Genomic DNA, 15,050 nt, shown 5'->3' with positions numbered 1-15,050 from the left:
TGCCGATCAACTGAGGCCCGAGTATGAGTGCAGGCCCTTGAAGAAGATGTTGACGATGGTGAAGTTGAACAGCACGGTCATGAAACCGATGATGGACAGCCAGGCGGAACGCTTGCCCCGCCATCCGCGGGTCGCCCGGGCGTGGATGTAACCGGCGTAGAGCACCCAGATGACGAAAGTCCACACCTCTTTGGTGTCGAAGCCCCAATAGCGGCCCCACGAGTCGTTTGCCCAGATGGCGCCGGCGATGAGCGTGAATGTCCAGAACATGAAACCGACGATCGCAAACCGGTAGGACAGCGATTCCAGGGCGTCGGAACTGGGGAGTGCGCGCAGAAGTCCAGAGCGGGGAATGTCGGCATCGTCGGACGTAGCCAAGTCTCGCGTCTCGCGGCGCGCTTGCAGCAACTGCGTGACCGATATTCCGCATGCAATCGCGAAGAGTGCTGTGGCGAGGGACGCGACGAACACGTGGATCACCAGCCAGATGCTCTTGAGCGGGTCCATCAGCGGGACGACCTCCACGTAGAACGCGACCGCCGCCCCACCGAGAAGGAGCACGACCATTCCGAGGAGAAATGCACCCAGGAAACGCAGGTCGTACAACCGGAGGACGAGGAGGAAGACCGCCACGATCAGCAACGTCCCGGTGAGGGCGAATTCGTACATGTTCGCCCACGGAACCCGCTCGGCCGCGATGCCGCGTGAGACGGTGCCCGCCGCGTGGAAGAGAAACCCGAGGACGGTGAGCGCGGTGCCGATGCGCGCCCACAGCAGTCGGGGGCGCAGTCTTGGCGGCACCCGCAGGGCATCGATGACTGCTGGTTTCGCGGCGGCAGTGTTGGCGAAGTCTGCCACGCCGGAGTGGGGGGCGTTTGTGCCCACAGCGACGAGCGCGGGTAGGTGCTCCTGGAGGTGCGCTGTATCGGCGCGCGAGGCACGTTGCGCCAGGTCGATGGTGAAGGCGATGAAGGCTAGGGAGTAGGTGGCGATTGCCGTCCACACCAGCAGCAGTGAGATCCCATCGAGGGAAAGTGGGTCTGTTCCGGGCATTGAGTTGTTTCCAATCGTGAGGGCGAGGTCGGTTGCGAAGACGGTGAGTGAATCCGAAAAGGATCAATCCGGCTCCGGCGCTGATCGGCAGGAGGGTGGTGAGCCAGGCATCGACGATCGAGGCCGGAGTGAGCCGGGTTCGGGGCGGGACAGCGGTGACCCTGCCGTCGCCGGTGTCGGCGTCGCGTCGGGTGAGAGGCGAAGGTGAGCGAGAGCATTCGTCAGGTGTCCCTCTTGCGGAGCGTTTCGAGGTAGGCGTTGTAGGCGTCGAGATCGGGGTCGCCGTGTGTGTCGGCGTATCGTGCGGCGGCTGCGTCGCGGGTGGTGTCGTCGCGGTACCAGCGATGCATGACGAAGAGGAGCATCAGCAGGGTGGGTGCTTCTCCGTACGACCAGGCCAGCCCTCCCGCGATTCTCTGGTCTACGAGGGGGTCAACGCCGAGGGCGAGGCTGGATGCGGCGAAGTTGTCGATAAGAAGGCTTGCCGCGATCATCAGGAACACCCCGAAGAATGCGTGCAGCGCGGCTTCCGCGAAGACGTCGAGTGCTCGTCCCGCGTGATTGAGGTGCACGGGCAACGGGTCTGAGGAAAGCACGGGGATGGTGAACAGGATCCCCGCGATGAGGAAGCCGACCTCGAGGCCGAGATGACCTCCGGGCAAAGCGAGGATGAGGTCGGCGAAGTCGGCCAGGTAGAGACCGTAGAACGCGAAGAGATAGAGCGGCAGCGCGATCCAGGGGCTGAGGAGCCACCGCGCGAACCGGCTGCGAAGCCCCGCGTGAGCTATCTGGAGGACAATGCGGCCGGCGCCGTGGTGAGGGGTGGCGCGCAAGAGCAGCGTGCCCGGCGAGCCGAGGACCAACAGCGGTGGGATCGCCATCATGAGCGTGAGTTGCTGGAACATGAACACCGAGAACAGCGCGTACCCGTAGGCCTCGACTCCCAGCCCGGTGATGGCGGCGAGGCTGACGCAGCCCAGCAGGAAGCTGACTGTTCGCCAGATCGGCCAGCGCCTGCCCCGCGTCCACATCCGGATCGCGCCTACGAGGTAGACGACCGCAAGAGCTGCCGCGATAAGCGGCAACAGCGGGAACGGCAGCGGGACAGGGGAAAGGAACCCCATCAACGTGGGCGGTGCGTCCGAGATCCATTCCGTCATGGGCGTGGGGCTGCGTTCGGCAGGTCGGTGTAAGCGGTGGAGTGTCGCGATGCGAAGTCGCTGACGGCGCGGGAAAGGGCCGGGTCCTCTCCCCGCGCGAGACCGGCATATTCGACGTGAACCCCGTCCGGCATCAGACGAGCTTTGACCCAGAGGCGTCGGCGCGGGACGAACAGTCCGGCGAACAGCCCCAGGAGGGCGAGGATCGAGAAGACGAGCACCCAGACGCCACTGGGATCCCTCTGGATCTGTAGGGACGCGAACCGTTTCACCGGCTCGCCGACCTGTTCCGTGTCGTCCTCCCAGGTGATGGTGCCCCACCCGTTCGGCAAATCAGCGGTGCCTCCAGGGGTGAGCTCGAGGGAGTCCAGGCCGGAGTCAGCGCCGGTGAGCTGGGTGAGCCCGCCGACATCCAGTGTGTAGACCGACCGGGGTATCCCGTCATCGATGCCGAGATCGCCGCTGAACACATTGAGGGTGAGGACCGGATTCGCGACATCGGGGTAGATCGAGGTGAACGCGCCTGAGGGAAGTACGCCTTGCGTGGGGTAGAAGAAGCCGACGAGGCCGACCTGCTCCGGCAGACCGTCCGGGATCTTGATGATCCCCAAAGAGGTCATCGCAGAGTCCTGCGGAAGGAACGGCTGCGACTCGCTGTAGACCAGCTCGCCGTCGGAGTTGCGGATGGAGAGGGTGGGAGCATAGCCGTTGCCGAGAAGGTAGACCCGATCGCCATCAACGGTGATCGGGTAGTTCACGAGCACGCTCTCGGCGCGGTCGTCGTCTCCCGGTGTGCGGACGGTGACGTCCGCAGAGAAGTCCCCCGCCTGCCCGGCCCCAGGCGCGCCGGGGAGTCGGTACGAGACCTGGAAATCGTCGAGGGTGAGTGAGTACGGTGCGAGCACGGTCCCGTCGACGAACCGGCCGGGATTGAACGAGGAATAGTCGCTGAGCGCGTTGACGAACGTGGTGCCTTCCACCACGACCCGCTGTCCGGTATAGGCGAACCCGGTGCCCACGGCGACCGAGGTGAGCACTCCAACCAGGGCGACGTGGAAAACCAGATTGCCGGTCTCACGCACATAGCCCCGTTCGGCCGACACCGACGCCCAGCCCGCACCTTCGTAGCGGTGCACGCGATAGCCGGCCCGACGCATCTGACGTTCCGCGAGGTCAACTGCGAGCCCCATGGCGTCTGTGTTTCCGCCGACGACAGGCAGGGTTGTTTCCTGATAGGCCGGGAGTCGGGCAAGCCGAGCAGGGGTCCGAGGCGGCTGGGCCCGCAGTGCGGTGTAATGGTGCTTCGCGCGCGGGATCACGCAGCCGATGAGGGAGGCGAACAGCAGAAGGTAGATCGCGGAGAACCACGGCGACGAGTACACATCGAACAAGCCGACTGCGTCGGCCAGGGGGAAGACGTCGGGGTTGTTGCGCTCCCACTGGATGACCCCGTTCGGGTCTGCGCTGCGTTGCGGAAACAGCGATCCCGGAACGGCGGCGATCGCGAGGAAGAGCAACAGGACGAGGGCGGTGCGCATACTGGTCAGCTGACGCCACGCCCATCGCATCCACCCGACCAGCCCGAGAGAGGGGGCGACGATGTCGGCCCGATCGGTGTCGGCGTGATCGGGCGGCCGCAGCGGATCGACCGCACTATCGGTGTCAGAGCGGGGCGGGGACATTGATCACCACCTGCTGCAGTGTGGACATCAGCGCGGTCCACAGTCCGGTCACCATCAGCAGCCCCAAGACAACCAGCAGCGCCCCGCCGACGATGTTCAGGACGCGGATGTGGCGGCGGAGGATCGACACCGAGCGTGACGCCCACCCCCACCCGAGCGCGAGGAGAAGGAAGGGAATGCCGAGCCCCATTGAGTATGCAAGCCCGAGGAGACCCGCGCGGGCGGGGTCGCCGAGGTTCCACGACATAGACAGGATCGCTGCCAGCGTGGGGCCAATGCAGGGAGTCCACCCGACACCGAGTGCGAACCCAAGTAGGGGTGCACCGATTAATCCGGCCCGGCCTTGGACGCGGGGCCGCAGGGTGCGTTGTGCGATCCCGAAGAAGCCGATGAACACCAGCCCCAGCGCGATCACCACCACGCCGAAAATGCGGGTCAGGACGTTCGCGTATTGCAGCAGCAGGTAACCGAATGTGCCGCCGAGGATCGTCACGGACACGAACACCACGGTGAACCCTGCAATGAACAAACCCACTCCCACGATCATGCGGGCACGGTCCGCAGTGGCCGTGCGCTGATTAGTATCAGCAGCTCCCCCATCACCTACCGAGGTGCCACCGAGGTAGCCGAGGTAGCCAGGCACGAGAGGTAGCACGCACGGCGAGACGAACGAGACGAGACCGGCGAGGACGGCGATGGGGATCGCTACCCACAGGGCGCCATCGAAGACCAGCTGACCGGGATTCACGGAGAGTCCTCCGCGAGAGCGTCATCGACGAGGGTGGACAGGATGGATGCGGTTGCCAACTGCCCGATTATCCGGGCGGCGACCCGCCCGTCCCGATCTAGGACGAGTGTGGTTGGGGTGGCCTGGATGGGAGTGACCTGCGCGAACGCAAGCTTGACGGTTCCATCGTTCACGTCGATGACGCTCGGGTAGGTGACGTTGTTGTCCCGGGCGAAGGACAGAGCGGTGGCAGGCTGATCGTAGGTGTTGACCCCGAGGAAGGCGACGCCCTCGCTCTGGTAGTTCTGCCATACCTCCTCGAGGAGCGGCGCTTCGACGATGCATGGGCCGCATGCCGCATACCAGAAGTTCACGACCAGAACGTCCCCCCTGTAGTCGCTGCTGGAGACCGGTTCTCCGGTCTCGATGACTCCTTCGAAATCGACCGGATCGCCGCGCTCGCCCTCCGGGATCTCCACGACCTGAAAGTCGCCGGAGATGTAGCCCTTCTCACTCCCGTCCCGGTACTGCTCCGCGAGAGCGTCGTTGGCGGCGCATCCCGAGAGCACTATGGCGATGGCGAGCACCGTGGAGGGCCAGCCGATTCGCTCGCGCAGGCTCATGTGCGCGGCACCTTGATCAGCACACCCGCGACGAGGAACGCCACCGCCGCGAAGAGCTGAGCGCCCGCCCAAACGGGACCGGCGAACGGCAGCGGGAACACGGGATTCCAGATTACGGCGACAGCGAGGAATACAGGCGTCCACCACCATTGGCGGGCTTGGATCGAGAACCATCCCACGATGGCAGCCAGGATGGCGGTGACGAACAGCACCAGGGTGAACCAGTCGTCTCCCATGAGGACGGGGGCAACGAACAGCACAGCCGCAGCTACGAGCCCGGGGGCGAACGCGTTCCGTTGAAAGGATGAAGCAACACGGGCTTTGTCGCTCACGGAACCACCTGCATGTTCGACTCGTCAGCAGCTGTGCTTGCGGGACGGCCTTCGCGGGTGCGCCGGGAGCGATTCAAGAGCGTCACGGCGAGAACGAGCGCGCCGGCGCCGAGGGCGATGTCGGCGAGATTGCCGATGAAAAGGTTCCCGTACGCGAGAAAGTCGGTTACCTCGCCGCGTGCGAATCCGGGGGGCGAGAACAATCGGTCGATAAGGTTTCCGAGCGCGCCCCCGAGGATCAGTCCGATTCCTGCCGCCCACCCGGCGCTGCGAGCACGCGTTGCGGCGACGACAAGGAACGCCATGGCGCTCGCGCCAAGCAGGGTGAGCAGCCAAGTTGCTTCGGAGCCGAGGGAGAGGATCGCCCCGGGGTTGAACGCCAGCTGCAGCCCGAGCAAGTCACCCAGGATGGGTATCCGCTCCGTCTCGCTCAGCCCGCCGATGGCAGCCGCCTTCGTTGCCTGATCGACCACCACTACGGCTGCGGCGACAATGCATGCCGTCGCGAACAATCGCACCTGGTTACTTTTCATGGGACGCGTCCTTACTTGTGCGCTCGGAATCCTGCTGCTCCTGTCGGTCGACCGCTTCCTCGTTGCGGAGTCGACGTTCGCGGGTGACCTTGAACACCACGATGAACCCCGCTCCGAGGATGATGACCCCGGTGAGTACTGCGAGGATCGGCAGGAGTGCTACACCTCCAAAGGGCTCGCTACCGCCGGTGTTGGTGGTTGTCTCGGCGGAGGTGATGGACGGTTCGGGCGCTTGTTCCGTCGCACCCGCGCCCGGGGTGCTCGCGTCGCTCTGAATCGGTTCGACCGTGTAGGTGTACTCGCCGCTGATCGGGTGGCCGTCGCCGGAAACAACCCGCCACAGAACGGTGAAGGCGCCATCCGGGGGGTTGGGTTCTAGGTGTTGCGTGATCGTGGTGCCACTGACAGTCGGGGCGTCAGTAGCGATGTTCTCGCCGCCGGGCGCGGTCACCTCGATGACCGCTGATTGCATGTCAGAGATGAGTTCGCCGCTGAATGACAGGGTGATCTCATCCGGCGAGACAGCGACCGTGGAATCTGCATCCGGGAAGGAGCCCAGGAGGTCGTCGTGCGCCTGCGCCGGGCCTGCCGCCGCGAGCGTGATTCCAGACCCGAGAAGGACTGCAGCGATGACGGAAAAGAGGTAGCGGCGGGATTTACGCATGGGTGGTGTGCTCTCCGGGGTGTGATTGCGGTTCGATCTGGAAGGTGGCGTGCTCGATGCTGACTGGGAAGTGCTCGGCGACACATTCCTGGAGTGCTCGCAGGAGCCGGGCGGACTGCTCCGGGGTGAGGGTGTCGTCGACCACGACGTGTGCGGTTAGCGTCGGGAGGTCGGTGGAGACTTGGGAGGCGTGCAGGTCGTGCACGGCGACCACCTGCGGGAGTTCGAGGATGTGTCGGCGTACCTCCGCCAGGTCAAGGGCGGGCGGGGTGGATTCGAGCAGGACGCTGCCGGAGGCGCGAAGCAGGATGAAGGTGCGTGGGATGATCAGGAGGGCGATCAGGATGCCGGCGATGGCGTCTGCCTGGTACCAGCCGAGGGTGGCGATCAGGATGGCGCTGGCGATGACACCGCCCGAGCCGAGTGCGTCATTGAGGACCTCGAGGAACGCGGCGCGCATGTTCAGGTTGCGTGTGCGACCGCTCATCAGTACCAGCAGGGACGCGATGTTCGCGACCAGGCCGACGATCCCGAAGAACAACAGGCTGCCGGATGCGATCTCGGGCGGCTCGAATAGACGTCGGATTCCTTCGACGAGAGCGAAGATCCCCACGCCCAAGAGAAGGGCGGCCTGGGCGAGTGCACTGAGAACCTCGGCGCGCCGGAGCCCCCAGGTGTGCCGGTCGGACGGGGGACGGTTCATGAGGTTAGCGGCGGTAACCGCCATCGCGAGGCCGATCACGTCGGTGAGCATGTGCCCCGCATCGACCAGCAGCGCGAGGCTGCCGGTGATGATCGATCCGATCACTTCGACCACGAACACCGCCAGGGTGATCGAGAATGCGATGAGCAATTTATTGCGGGGGGTCGCTTCGCTCATGTCGTGGCTGTGTCCTGCGCCCACGGTTCGCTCCTTTCAGGGGCGGTCGATGATCTGACGGGCCATCGCGATCGTTTCATTCCTCGCCCGCGTCGAGACGTGAGGTCGGTGGCGAGCGTCTACGATTGCCTGCGGCTCGGCTCACGCCGATTTCAGTCGGACGCTCCGTTGACTGCTTGATCGATCGTGTCTTCGAGGTCATTCCACTGCTGCAGCTCCAGAAGTGCCCCGTCTACGAAGAATGTGGGGGTGCTGCTGACGCCGAGCGCGCGTCCGTCGTCGAAGTCCGACTGCACCCGAGCCAGCGTGGCTGGGTCTGCGACTGCCGCGTCGTAGACGGCGAGGTCGAGCCCCAGTCCCTCGGCAAAGCCTCTGAACATATCCGCGCGGGATTCCTGCGACTCGCCCCATTCGGCTTGAGTCTCGAACAGTCGCTGATACATCGCCTCGAACTGGTCCTGCTGCGCAGCCGCTTCGGCCGCGAGCGCGGCGTTCGTGGAGTTGGTGTGCCCGGGCAGCGGGAAGTAGCGGATGACGTAGGTGATCTCGCCGTCGAACTTTTCCCGTATTTCTTCCACGATCGGGTAGAACGCGCCACACGCCTCGCACTCGAAGTCCAGGAACTCCACGACAATGACCGCGCCATCACCTCCGTCGTCGACGACATGCGAGTCGGGGCGCACCACCGAGACAACCCCGGCGTCGCCTGTGAGGGCCGAGGGCTCGGTCTGGTTCACGAGGGCATAGATAATTCCGGCAAGTACCAGAACGACAGCGACAGCAATGGCGATCAATGTCGCCTTTACGGGGGTTTTCACGAAGCAACTCCACACACTCAACACGCGAACGGCATAGAAACGGATGCCTCCGGCGGACGGCCGGAGCGAGACGCCATCACCAAGACGGCGCAGCGAGTATCAGGTTCGAGAAATGCTCAATTGCGTAAGTGAAAGTGCTACCTTGCGAGGCAGGGGCGGCGCGAGGAGGAGTACGCGGGTCATCGCGAGCGCGACGTTGGCGTGGGTTGGGCGCCCCCGCGAATGGAACCAATTGGTCGCCATCAGCACGAGAAGAAGCCCGCACAGCACTCCAAATGCGCACACCGCTATTCCCCATAGGGAATCGGTGCCCGAGTATGTGCTAACGATCGTCTGAACGGCCGGAGCGGGCGCTTCGACGTGTGAATCGATCAGCGCGACGCCGACAGGAACCGGCGCAGCGGCCTCCTGCTCGGAGTGAGTCGACACCCACGCGCCGAGGATGAGAAAGAACGCGAGCGCCACGCTCGTAATGATCTTCGTTATCAACAGGCGTTCGGACAAGATTGACGAGGGTCGGGACGACACCGGGGCGATCATGTCCTCCTCACCCTATCAACGTTCAATGGTGCGCTAAAGGTGCTCCGGCTTAGGCGCGCATTCACGACGCGATCAGGGTCACCCATGACACACCGAAATCCTCCGACGCGAGCACTCCTCGATCATCGGCCGCGAGAAGCATTCCGAACTCGTCCAGATAGCTGAACGCCTGCGCCGTACCCGAGAGAGCGCCCCCGGAAACCCATTCCGCGGAAGGTCCGTCCTGGTAGCGAACCGTGCCAGCGAGGTCGACTCCGACGAGGCCTCCGTCGTTCCGGGCGGCGATGACATACATCACGGGCGCCTGGGGGTCGGTGACGAAGCTCTCGCCGCCGTCAGAACTCACCGCCAGCCCCGCTTCCGTTGTCGCGTTTAGCGTGCCTCCGCTGCCGGGGGACACGACAATGTCGCGGGCCTGCACGGGGGGAAGGTCGACCCACGTCTGGCCGCCGTCGTCGCTGCGGCGCAGCGCCTCGCCCTGCAGCCCGTATATGGTTTCGGATTCCTCAGACGCGGCACTCAGGTCGTGAAAATCCGCTACCCCGGCAAGCGACACGCTCCGCCAGGTGAGGGCGCCGTCGTCCGATTGAACCAAGCCCACGTTCGGACTGCCGAAACCCTCCGGTGTCGCGGGCCCAGGATGCCCGGAGGCGTAGAGAGTATCGGCTGTCGAGGTGATGCCCATTGCATCGAATTCCCATCCGCCGACAAGCTTGGTCAGTTCTCCATTTCCGTCTACGGAGTCGAGACCATAAATGCCGGCGTGGGTCGCGATCAAGATGCCGTCTCCGTCGGGATTGTCGACTATGCCATGGACGTGTTGGAGCTCGGCGATGCCTTCCGGTGTTGTTGGGTCGGGTGAATTGCTGCAGCCGGCGAGGGTGAGTGGGGTGATGACAACTGTGACAGCGAGGCGGAGTTGTTGAATCCGGCCTCGCGGAAAGCGATGTTTCGGCGTGCGGGGCATGAGCGCTTTCTGGCGAAGAGGGGTGGGCGAGGGGTCGCCAGTTTCACGGCGACCCCTCGCAGATGGCAGACGATTACGGACGCGAAGCGCCTAGAGCTGCGTGAGCAACTGCTCCATCTCTGCGATCTCTGCTGTTTGGTCGTCGATGATCTTCTGGGCCAGTTCCACGGCGTCCGGGTTCTGCCCGTCCGTCACCTGCGCTTGCGCCATCTCGATTGCTCCCTCGTGGTGCACGATCATCTGCTCGAGAAACAGCGAAGACGCCTCCGGTCCCGAGGCATCTTCGAGAGCGGTCATATCCTCTTCTGACATCATCCCGCCCATGCTGTCCATGGAGCCCATAGAACCCATCGTCTCCCGGCCCCAAGACGCGAGCCAATCGTTCATGGTGTCGATTTCGGGTTGTTGCGCGGCCTTGATGCGTTCGGCGAGAGAGATGACCTCGGGCGCGACGTCGTTTTTCGCGAGGAGAACGTCGGACATTTCTATCGCCTGCTGGTGGTGCATGATCATTTCCATCGCAAAGGTAGCGTCGGCGTCGTTGAAATCGACGTCCGTAGCCTCCGCAGACATGCCTGTCGATGGTTCGTTGCCATTCATGCCGTCCATGCCCTCCATGCTCGTGCCGGTGCAGCCGGCTAGAAAGAGTGCTGTGGCAAGCGTTCCTGCGGCGAGCAGGGTGGATCGAGTGCGCATTTCTTATCCTCAAGTTCAGTTTTAGTGTGGGTGAAGCCGCGCTCAGCGCGGGACTGCGTTGTGGCAGCTACCCGTTCACGTTCGACTGATGGAGAGGACGTTCAGGTCAGGAGGCGCGGGCGGCGCAATGTCTTCAACCCGGCGCTTGACCTCGGGAGCGACGAGGTGCCGCGGGAGCACGCTCATGGCCCTGGGGCGAACGCCGACGAGAAGAGCACCCACCAACAGGGCGAGCACGCACATGAGCATCGTCATCATGTCGCCTGATGGGCACGCTGGCGCGCAGTCTTCTGCGGCTTCTTCGTGATCTGTTGGCGCGGGATTGTCGTGCGGCAGAGATTCCGAGGCAGCAGCGTGTGCCTGAGTTGAGGCGGGCACCGAGTGGTCGGCGATTCCGCCCATCCCGTGCATGGACAGCAGTCCGACGATGATGAGCGCGACGCCTATGGTCGCGAGAAGAAGGGGACGGATATACCCGACACGGCGAGTGAGGGCGACGCGCAGACGCATAACGCTCATGTGCGAAACCTTTCCCGGGATCCGATTCGGCGGTTATACCGCTACGGGGTATCGTACATTCGATTTCTGATGAGTTGGCGGGTGTCGGCGCCTGGCTGCCAAGTCAGATAGAGATGCCGCGCTCGCTCATGAACGGTTCGGGGTTTATTCGTTGCCCGTTCCGCCACACTTCGAAGTGCAAATGGCAACCCCGCGACAATCCGGAGTTCCCTTCCCGCGCAACCAACTGGCCCGCTGCGACCTGTTGCCCGTAGCCCACCAATATCCCGCCCTGCTGAAGGTGCGAGTATGCCGTCAATATGCCACCGCCATGATCGATGCGGACGTGCTGCCCGAACGCTCCATATGTCCCGGCGTATGCAACACGACCCGCACTCGCCGCAAAAACGCCTGCCCCGCAGCCCGTCGCCATGTCAGTGCCGTAGTGATAGCCGGTGCAATAACCGTTCTCGCAAATTGTCGCGCGCGCTCCATAACGTGACGTTGGTCGCCCGCCGGACGGTCGCGCCCAACCTGACTGCCCGATCTGTCCGCCCCCGCCCCCGCCAGGCGCAGCCGCTGCCTCGGCTGCGCGCCGTGCCTCTTCCTCCGCGCGGCGTCTCGCTTCCTGCTCCGCGCGGCGTCGAGCTTCCACGCCGGCCTGGTAGTCCGCCACGGTGCGTGCAGTGGAATCCTGAAGTGCCGCCAGCTGAGCCTCCAGGACGACCAAGTTGGTGGACTGTTCGTCCAAAGCCTGCTGAGCGGCGTCGGCTGCGGCCTGCGACTCTTCCATTCGCTGCGAAGCGAGCTGCTTGAGTCGATCGCGTTCGTCTCGCGCGACCGCGGCTTGATCGCTGAGCGACTGTGCCGCCCCGCGCGCGAGGCTGGCATCGGCGAACGCATCTCGGTTTCGCTGCAGAAGTTTGTCAGCCCTGCCCAACCTGCTCAGCAGCTGGTCGGCGTCACCGGCATCGGAAAAGAACAATCGCAACGACGTGTCGTCGCCACCCGATCGATACATCTCCGCTGCAACGCGGCCCGCTCGTTCCGAGGCAGTCGCTGCGACGGCGGCCTGGGTATCAGCCTGGGACTGGAACTCATCCGCCCGCGCAACAGCAGCAAAGTACTCCTCCTCCGCGACGAAGAATTCTTGAGACGCTTCCTCTGCTGCTGCCTGCGTCCGTATGACGTTGGCGTTCAGTGTTGCGATGAACCCTTGAATGCGCGAGATCTCGGTGGCTTTCGCGGCTTCATTGTCGCGGGCGCGCTGCACATCGTCCCAGGACGGATACGTGGCAGCGAAGGCCGGAGCAGCCACCCCGAGCGACGCCGCGGCGAGCAGCCCGAGCGCGCCGATGCGCACGAAGCCCCGCCGCCCCAATGTGTGTCTGACGCCCGCATCGCGTCGCGGTCCTTCAAGTTTGCGTAGTTCTTCTGCGGATGGTGCACACCCGCAGTCGACAGCGGGAAGCGCCACCGGCGGAAGGTAGCGGGACATTGGACTCCTCGTGCGACGGGTGACGATAGCGGGAAACGTTCGCTACCCTTACACCGATCATCCAGCGCGCTTGTCCAGACACGCCGAGCAACTGCAGTTGGCGATACCTACCAGGTGTGGTTCACAGGAAAGTCTCGGATGCAGATCTTGTACTCTGTCCTGAAGTCATCACGATCACGTAACGAGCCCTGCGGCAGGAAGGCGCGAGTGAACATTCTTCGCGACGGCACACGCACGCAGGGCGCGACCCTCTGGCTCGTCACGCTCGTGTCGCTCTTCGTGCTCGCCCTTCTGGCGATGCATGCAGGGGGCGAGGGCGAGCACAACGTCGCAGGCTCGTCGGAAGTGTCCCTTTCGCAGAGCATTATGGAGAACCCGATATTGTCCTCCGCATCGGACGGTTCTTCTTCCGTTGCTGAACCCTGCGATTCAAATTGCTCATCCCACATGGGTGACCTGTTTGCGTGCATGGTTGTCGCGGTCTGCGCGTTCGTCGCTGCCTTAGGCCTCGGGCTCGCACGGGCGTCGCGGCGATTCTGGCTGTCGACACGTCTGGTTCCCCCTTCAGCGACGGGTTTCCGTGCGCGGGTGCTCCTTCACAGCGCACCAGATCTTCACGTCCTCTCGATCAGTCGGACCTGAGCACACCCGTTTTCGTCACGGTGCTCGTTACCGCCCCACGCCGCGTATTTTCAGGCGGCGTGGCGGCGTGAGTCAAGACCGGTCTGCCTCATGATCCGCGACCGCGTCACGAGTGATCCGCTACCTGGATCCTCGCGCTTTTCTTCCGCGCCGGTGCGCGCGACATCTCTCCTCCCGGAATGCACAATGCCCTCATCCTCAGACCCGTCTATGCCCGCTACCTCGCCGACCCGCCGAAGCATCAGGGAGAGCGGAAAGGAGCGCCTGACACTGCCACCATCGGCGCCACCCAACCCTGCGCTCGCCGTGACACGTCGTTCGTCGTTCCGGCGACAAATTGTGTCGGCGACCGCGATGTCGTCCGCGGTGGCGCTAGCGCTAAGTTTCGCTCTTCCCGCCAGCGGCGCCTCATTCCCGGCATCGGTGTCGAGCGACACGGTGGAAGCAAGTGGCTCCGACGGCGAGGCCCAATCGCTTGACCTCGACATCCAGGTGACAGGCGCACCCCTCGATCGGGGAACGTACGTCAGTGCGAGCGCGATCACGACGGGAGTGTATGCGCAGACAGCATCCACATTCGTCAACTACAGCGGCGCGATACAGTGGCCCTTTCTGACCGGAGTTCCGATCAGCAGCGGGTTCGGATGGCGCGAATCACCGTGCCCTGGTTGCCCGCAGGATCACAACGGGATCGATATGAACCCGGGCGCCGGCTCGGCGATCCAAGCGGTCGCCGATGGCGTCGTACGGGAAGCGTCAGCCAGCGACAGCAGCCAGTGGGGCGTGTACGCGATCATCGACCACGTCGTCGACGGGGAGAAAATCAGCAGCCTGTACGCACACATGGCAGTCGGGACGCTGGCTCTCCGGGCCGGTGATTCGGTCAGTGTCGGTGACCTCGTCGGCAAAGTCGGCGATACCGGACTGAGCGGAGGCCCCCACCTACACCTCGGTATGATGCGAGCCGACGGTACCTACATCGACCCCTACGCGTGGCTGTCGGCAAAGGTGAATCCTTGAACGGCAGCGGCCCGATGTTCACGGCGGGTATTCCCAGCCCCTCCATCAATTCTGTCTATCTCGGCGGCTTCGAACTTCGCTTCTATGCGCTATTCATCATTTTGGGGATTGCGATCGCCACGTGGCTGGCTTCTCGGCGCCTCGAACGGCGAGGTGGCGCCCGCGGCGTTGTCGTCGACATCGCGCTGTGGGCGGTCCCTTTCGGGATCGCCGGTGGACGTTCTTACCATGTGATCACCCATCCCAACGACTATTTTTACCCGGGCGCTGATCTGTGGCGCGTGCTCTATGTCTGGGAGGGGGGACTCGCCATTTTCGGTGCCGTCCTCGTCGGGGGCGCTGCCGCGATGATCGGATGCCGCATCGCGGGAATCCGGTTCCTGTCCTTCGCCGACGCACTCGCACCGGCCATGCTCATCGCGCAAGCAGTAGGTCGGCTGGGGAACTACTTCAATCAAGAGCTCTACGGCCTTCCGACCACTCTTCCGTGGGGGCTTCAAATCGACCCGCAGAGCGCCGCTTTCCCGGAGGGCCTGCCGCCGGGCACGATTTTTCACCCGCTCTTTCTGTACGAGATGTTGTGGAATCTCGCAGGCGCCGCGACGATCCTTCTTCTGGAGCGTCGTTATGACCTGAGGTGGGGCAGGGCGCTCGGCGTCTACCTGCTTATCTACGGCACGGGCAGGGCGTGGTTCGAATCCATTCGTATCGACCCCA

General features: G+C 64.1%; 18 protein-coding genes. 3 read left to right on the top strand and 15 right to left on the bottom strand.

The features are described 5' to 3' along the window. Window positions 1-6: 6 nt before the first annotated feature. The 15 genes from ccsB to ACIQ0W_RS11130 form a co-directional block, all read right to left on the bottom strand. Complete coding sequence (gene ccsB / locus ACIQ0W_RS11200; RefSeq protein WP_100812066.1) at window positions 7-1,053, bottom strand: c-type cytochrome biogenesis protein CcsB; 1,047 nt, start codon at window positions 1,051-1,053, stop codon at window positions 7-9. A 221-nt stretch (window positions 1,054-1,274) separates the two neighbouring features. Then, entirely contained in the window at window positions 1,275-2,213 is a 939-nt protein-coding gene (locus tag ACIQ0W_RS11195) for a cytochrome c oxidase assembly protein (RefSeq protein ID WP_100812065.1), read from the bottom strand. Then, complete coding sequence (locus ACIQ0W_RS11190) at window positions 2,210-3,895, bottom strand: cytochrome c biogenesis protein ResB (RefSeq protein ID WP_100812064.1); 1,686 nt, start codon at window positions 3,893-3,895, stop codon at window positions 2,210-2,212. Before ACIQ0W_RS11190 ends, ACIQ0W_RS11195 begins: the two co-directional genes overlap by 4 nt. Next, window positions 3,876-4,643, bottom strand: coding sequence for a cytochrome c biogenesis CcdA family protein (locus ACIQ0W_RS11185; protein ID WP_036297886.1), 768 nt, complete (start codon window positions 4,641-4,643; stop codon window positions 3,876-3,878). The genes ACIQ0W_RS11190 and ACIQ0W_RS11185 overlap by 20 nt, the downstream gene beginning before the upstream one ends. Beyond that, on the bottom strand, window positions 4,640-5,245 hold the full coding sequence (locus ACIQ0W_RS11180; protein ID WP_036297888.1) for a TlpA disulfide reductase family protein: 606 nt from the start codon (window positions 5,243-5,245) through the stop codon (window positions 4,640-4,642). Before ACIQ0W_RS11180 ends, ACIQ0W_RS11185 begins: the two co-directional genes overlap by 4 nt. Further along, window positions 5,242-5,577, bottom strand: a complete 336-nt coding sequence (locus ACIQ0W_RS11175) for a DUF6804 family protein (protein WP_036297890.1) — start codon at window positions 5,575-5,577, stop codon at window positions 5,242-5,244. The genes ACIQ0W_RS11180 and ACIQ0W_RS11175 overlap by 4 nt, the downstream gene beginning before the upstream one ends. Beyond that, entirely contained in the window at window positions 5,574-6,110 is a 537-nt protein-coding gene (locus tag ACIQ0W_RS11170; protein ID WP_100812062.1) for a signal peptidase II, read from the bottom strand. The genes ACIQ0W_RS11175 and ACIQ0W_RS11170 overlap by 4 nt, the downstream gene beginning before the upstream one ends. Then, the gene (locus ACIQ0W_RS11165) at window positions 6,100-6,774 is read right to left on the bottom strand and encodes a copper resistance CopC family protein (RefSeq protein WP_051513314.1); all 675 of its coding nucleotides are present in this window, start codon (window positions 6,772-6,774) and stop codon (window positions 6,100-6,102) included. Before ACIQ0W_RS11165 ends, ACIQ0W_RS11170 begins: the two co-directional genes overlap by 11 nt. After that, window positions 6,767-7,678: a cation diffusion facilitator family transporter gene (locus tag ACIQ0W_RS11160; protein WP_036297894.1), complete on the bottom strand. Its 912-nt coding sequence runs from the start codon at window positions 7,676-7,678 to the stop codon at window positions 6,767-6,769. The genes ACIQ0W_RS11165 and ACIQ0W_RS11160 overlap by 8 nt, the downstream gene beginning before the upstream one ends. Before the next feature lie 128 nt (window positions 7,679-7,806). Next, window positions 7,807-8,472 carry a DsbA family protein gene (locus ACIQ0W_RS11155; RefSeq protein WP_396642843.1) on the bottom strand — a complete coding sequence of 222 codons (666 nt, stop codon included), beginning with the start codon at window positions 8,470-8,472 and terminating at the stop codon, window positions 7,807-7,809. Between the two features lie 99 nt (window positions 8,473-8,571). Continuing rightward, window positions 8,572-9,012 (bottom strand): hypothetical protein, encoded by a 441-nt coding sequence (locus ACIQ0W_RS11150; protein WP_036297898.1) that lies wholly within the window; start codon window positions 9,010-9,012, stop codon window positions 8,572-8,574. A gap of 61 nt (window positions 9,013-9,073) precedes the next feature. After that, window positions 9,074-9,979 (bottom strand): WD40/YVTN/BNR-like repeat-containing protein, encoded by a 906-nt coding sequence (locus tag ACIQ0W_RS11145; RefSeq protein WP_396642842.1) that lies wholly within the window; start codon window positions 9,977-9,979, stop codon window positions 9,074-9,076. Between the two features lie 90 nt (window positions 9,980-10,069). Beyond that, window positions 10,070-10,675 carry a DUF305 domain-containing protein gene (locus ACIQ0W_RS11140; RefSeq protein ID WP_396642841.1) on the bottom strand — a complete coding sequence of 202 codons (606 nt, stop codon included), beginning with the start codon at window positions 10,673-10,675 and terminating at the stop codon, window positions 10,070-10,072. Between the two features lie 75 nt (window positions 10,676-10,750). Continuing rightward, window positions 10,751-11,194, bottom strand: a complete 444-nt coding sequence (locus ACIQ0W_RS11135; protein ID WP_304689528.1) for a DUF6153 family protein — start codon at window positions 11,192-11,194, stop codon at window positions 10,751-10,753. A 103-nt stretch (window positions 11,195-11,297) separates the two neighbouring features. Next, window positions 11,298-12,536: a peptidoglycan DD-metalloendopeptidase family protein gene (locus tag ACIQ0W_RS11130; protein ID WP_304689527.1), complete on the bottom strand. Its 1,239-nt coding sequence runs from the start codon at window positions 12,534-12,536 to the stop codon at window positions 11,298-11,300. A 342-nt stretch (window positions 12,537-12,878) separates the two neighbouring features. Between ACIQ0W_RS11130 and ACIQ0W_RS11125 the strand changes: the two genes are divergently transcribed. From ACIQ0W_RS11125 to lgt, 3 genes are all read left to right on the top strand, one after another. Beyond that, on the top strand, window positions 12,879-13,313 hold the full coding sequence (locus ACIQ0W_RS11125; protein ID WP_304689526.1) for a hypothetical protein: 435 nt from the start codon (window positions 12,879-12,881) through the stop codon (window positions 13,311-13,313). A gap of 423 nt (window positions 13,314-13,736) precedes the next feature. Continuing rightward, on the top strand, window positions 13,737-14,333 hold the full coding sequence (locus ACIQ0W_RS11120; protein ID WP_157813986.1) for a M23 family metallopeptidase: 597 nt from the start codon (window positions 13,737-13,739) through the stop codon (window positions 14,331-14,333). Then, a partial coding sequence (lgt, locus tag ACIQ0W_RS11115; protein ID WP_396642840.1) for a prolipoprotein diacylglyceryl transferase occupies window positions 14,306-15,050 on the top strand: 745 nt, incomplete at its 3' end. The genes ACIQ0W_RS11120 and lgt, both read left to right, overlap by 28 nt.

Origin of the sequence: Microbacterium sp., from assembly GCF_044340635.1 — a bacterium.
In the GTDB taxonomy this organism is placed as follows: domain Bacteria; phylum Actinomycetota; class Actinomycetes; order Actinomycetales; family Microbacteriaceae; genus Microbacterium.
Note: the sequence above shows the minus strand (reverse complement) of the source record. Positions and strands in the feature narration are given on the sequence as shown.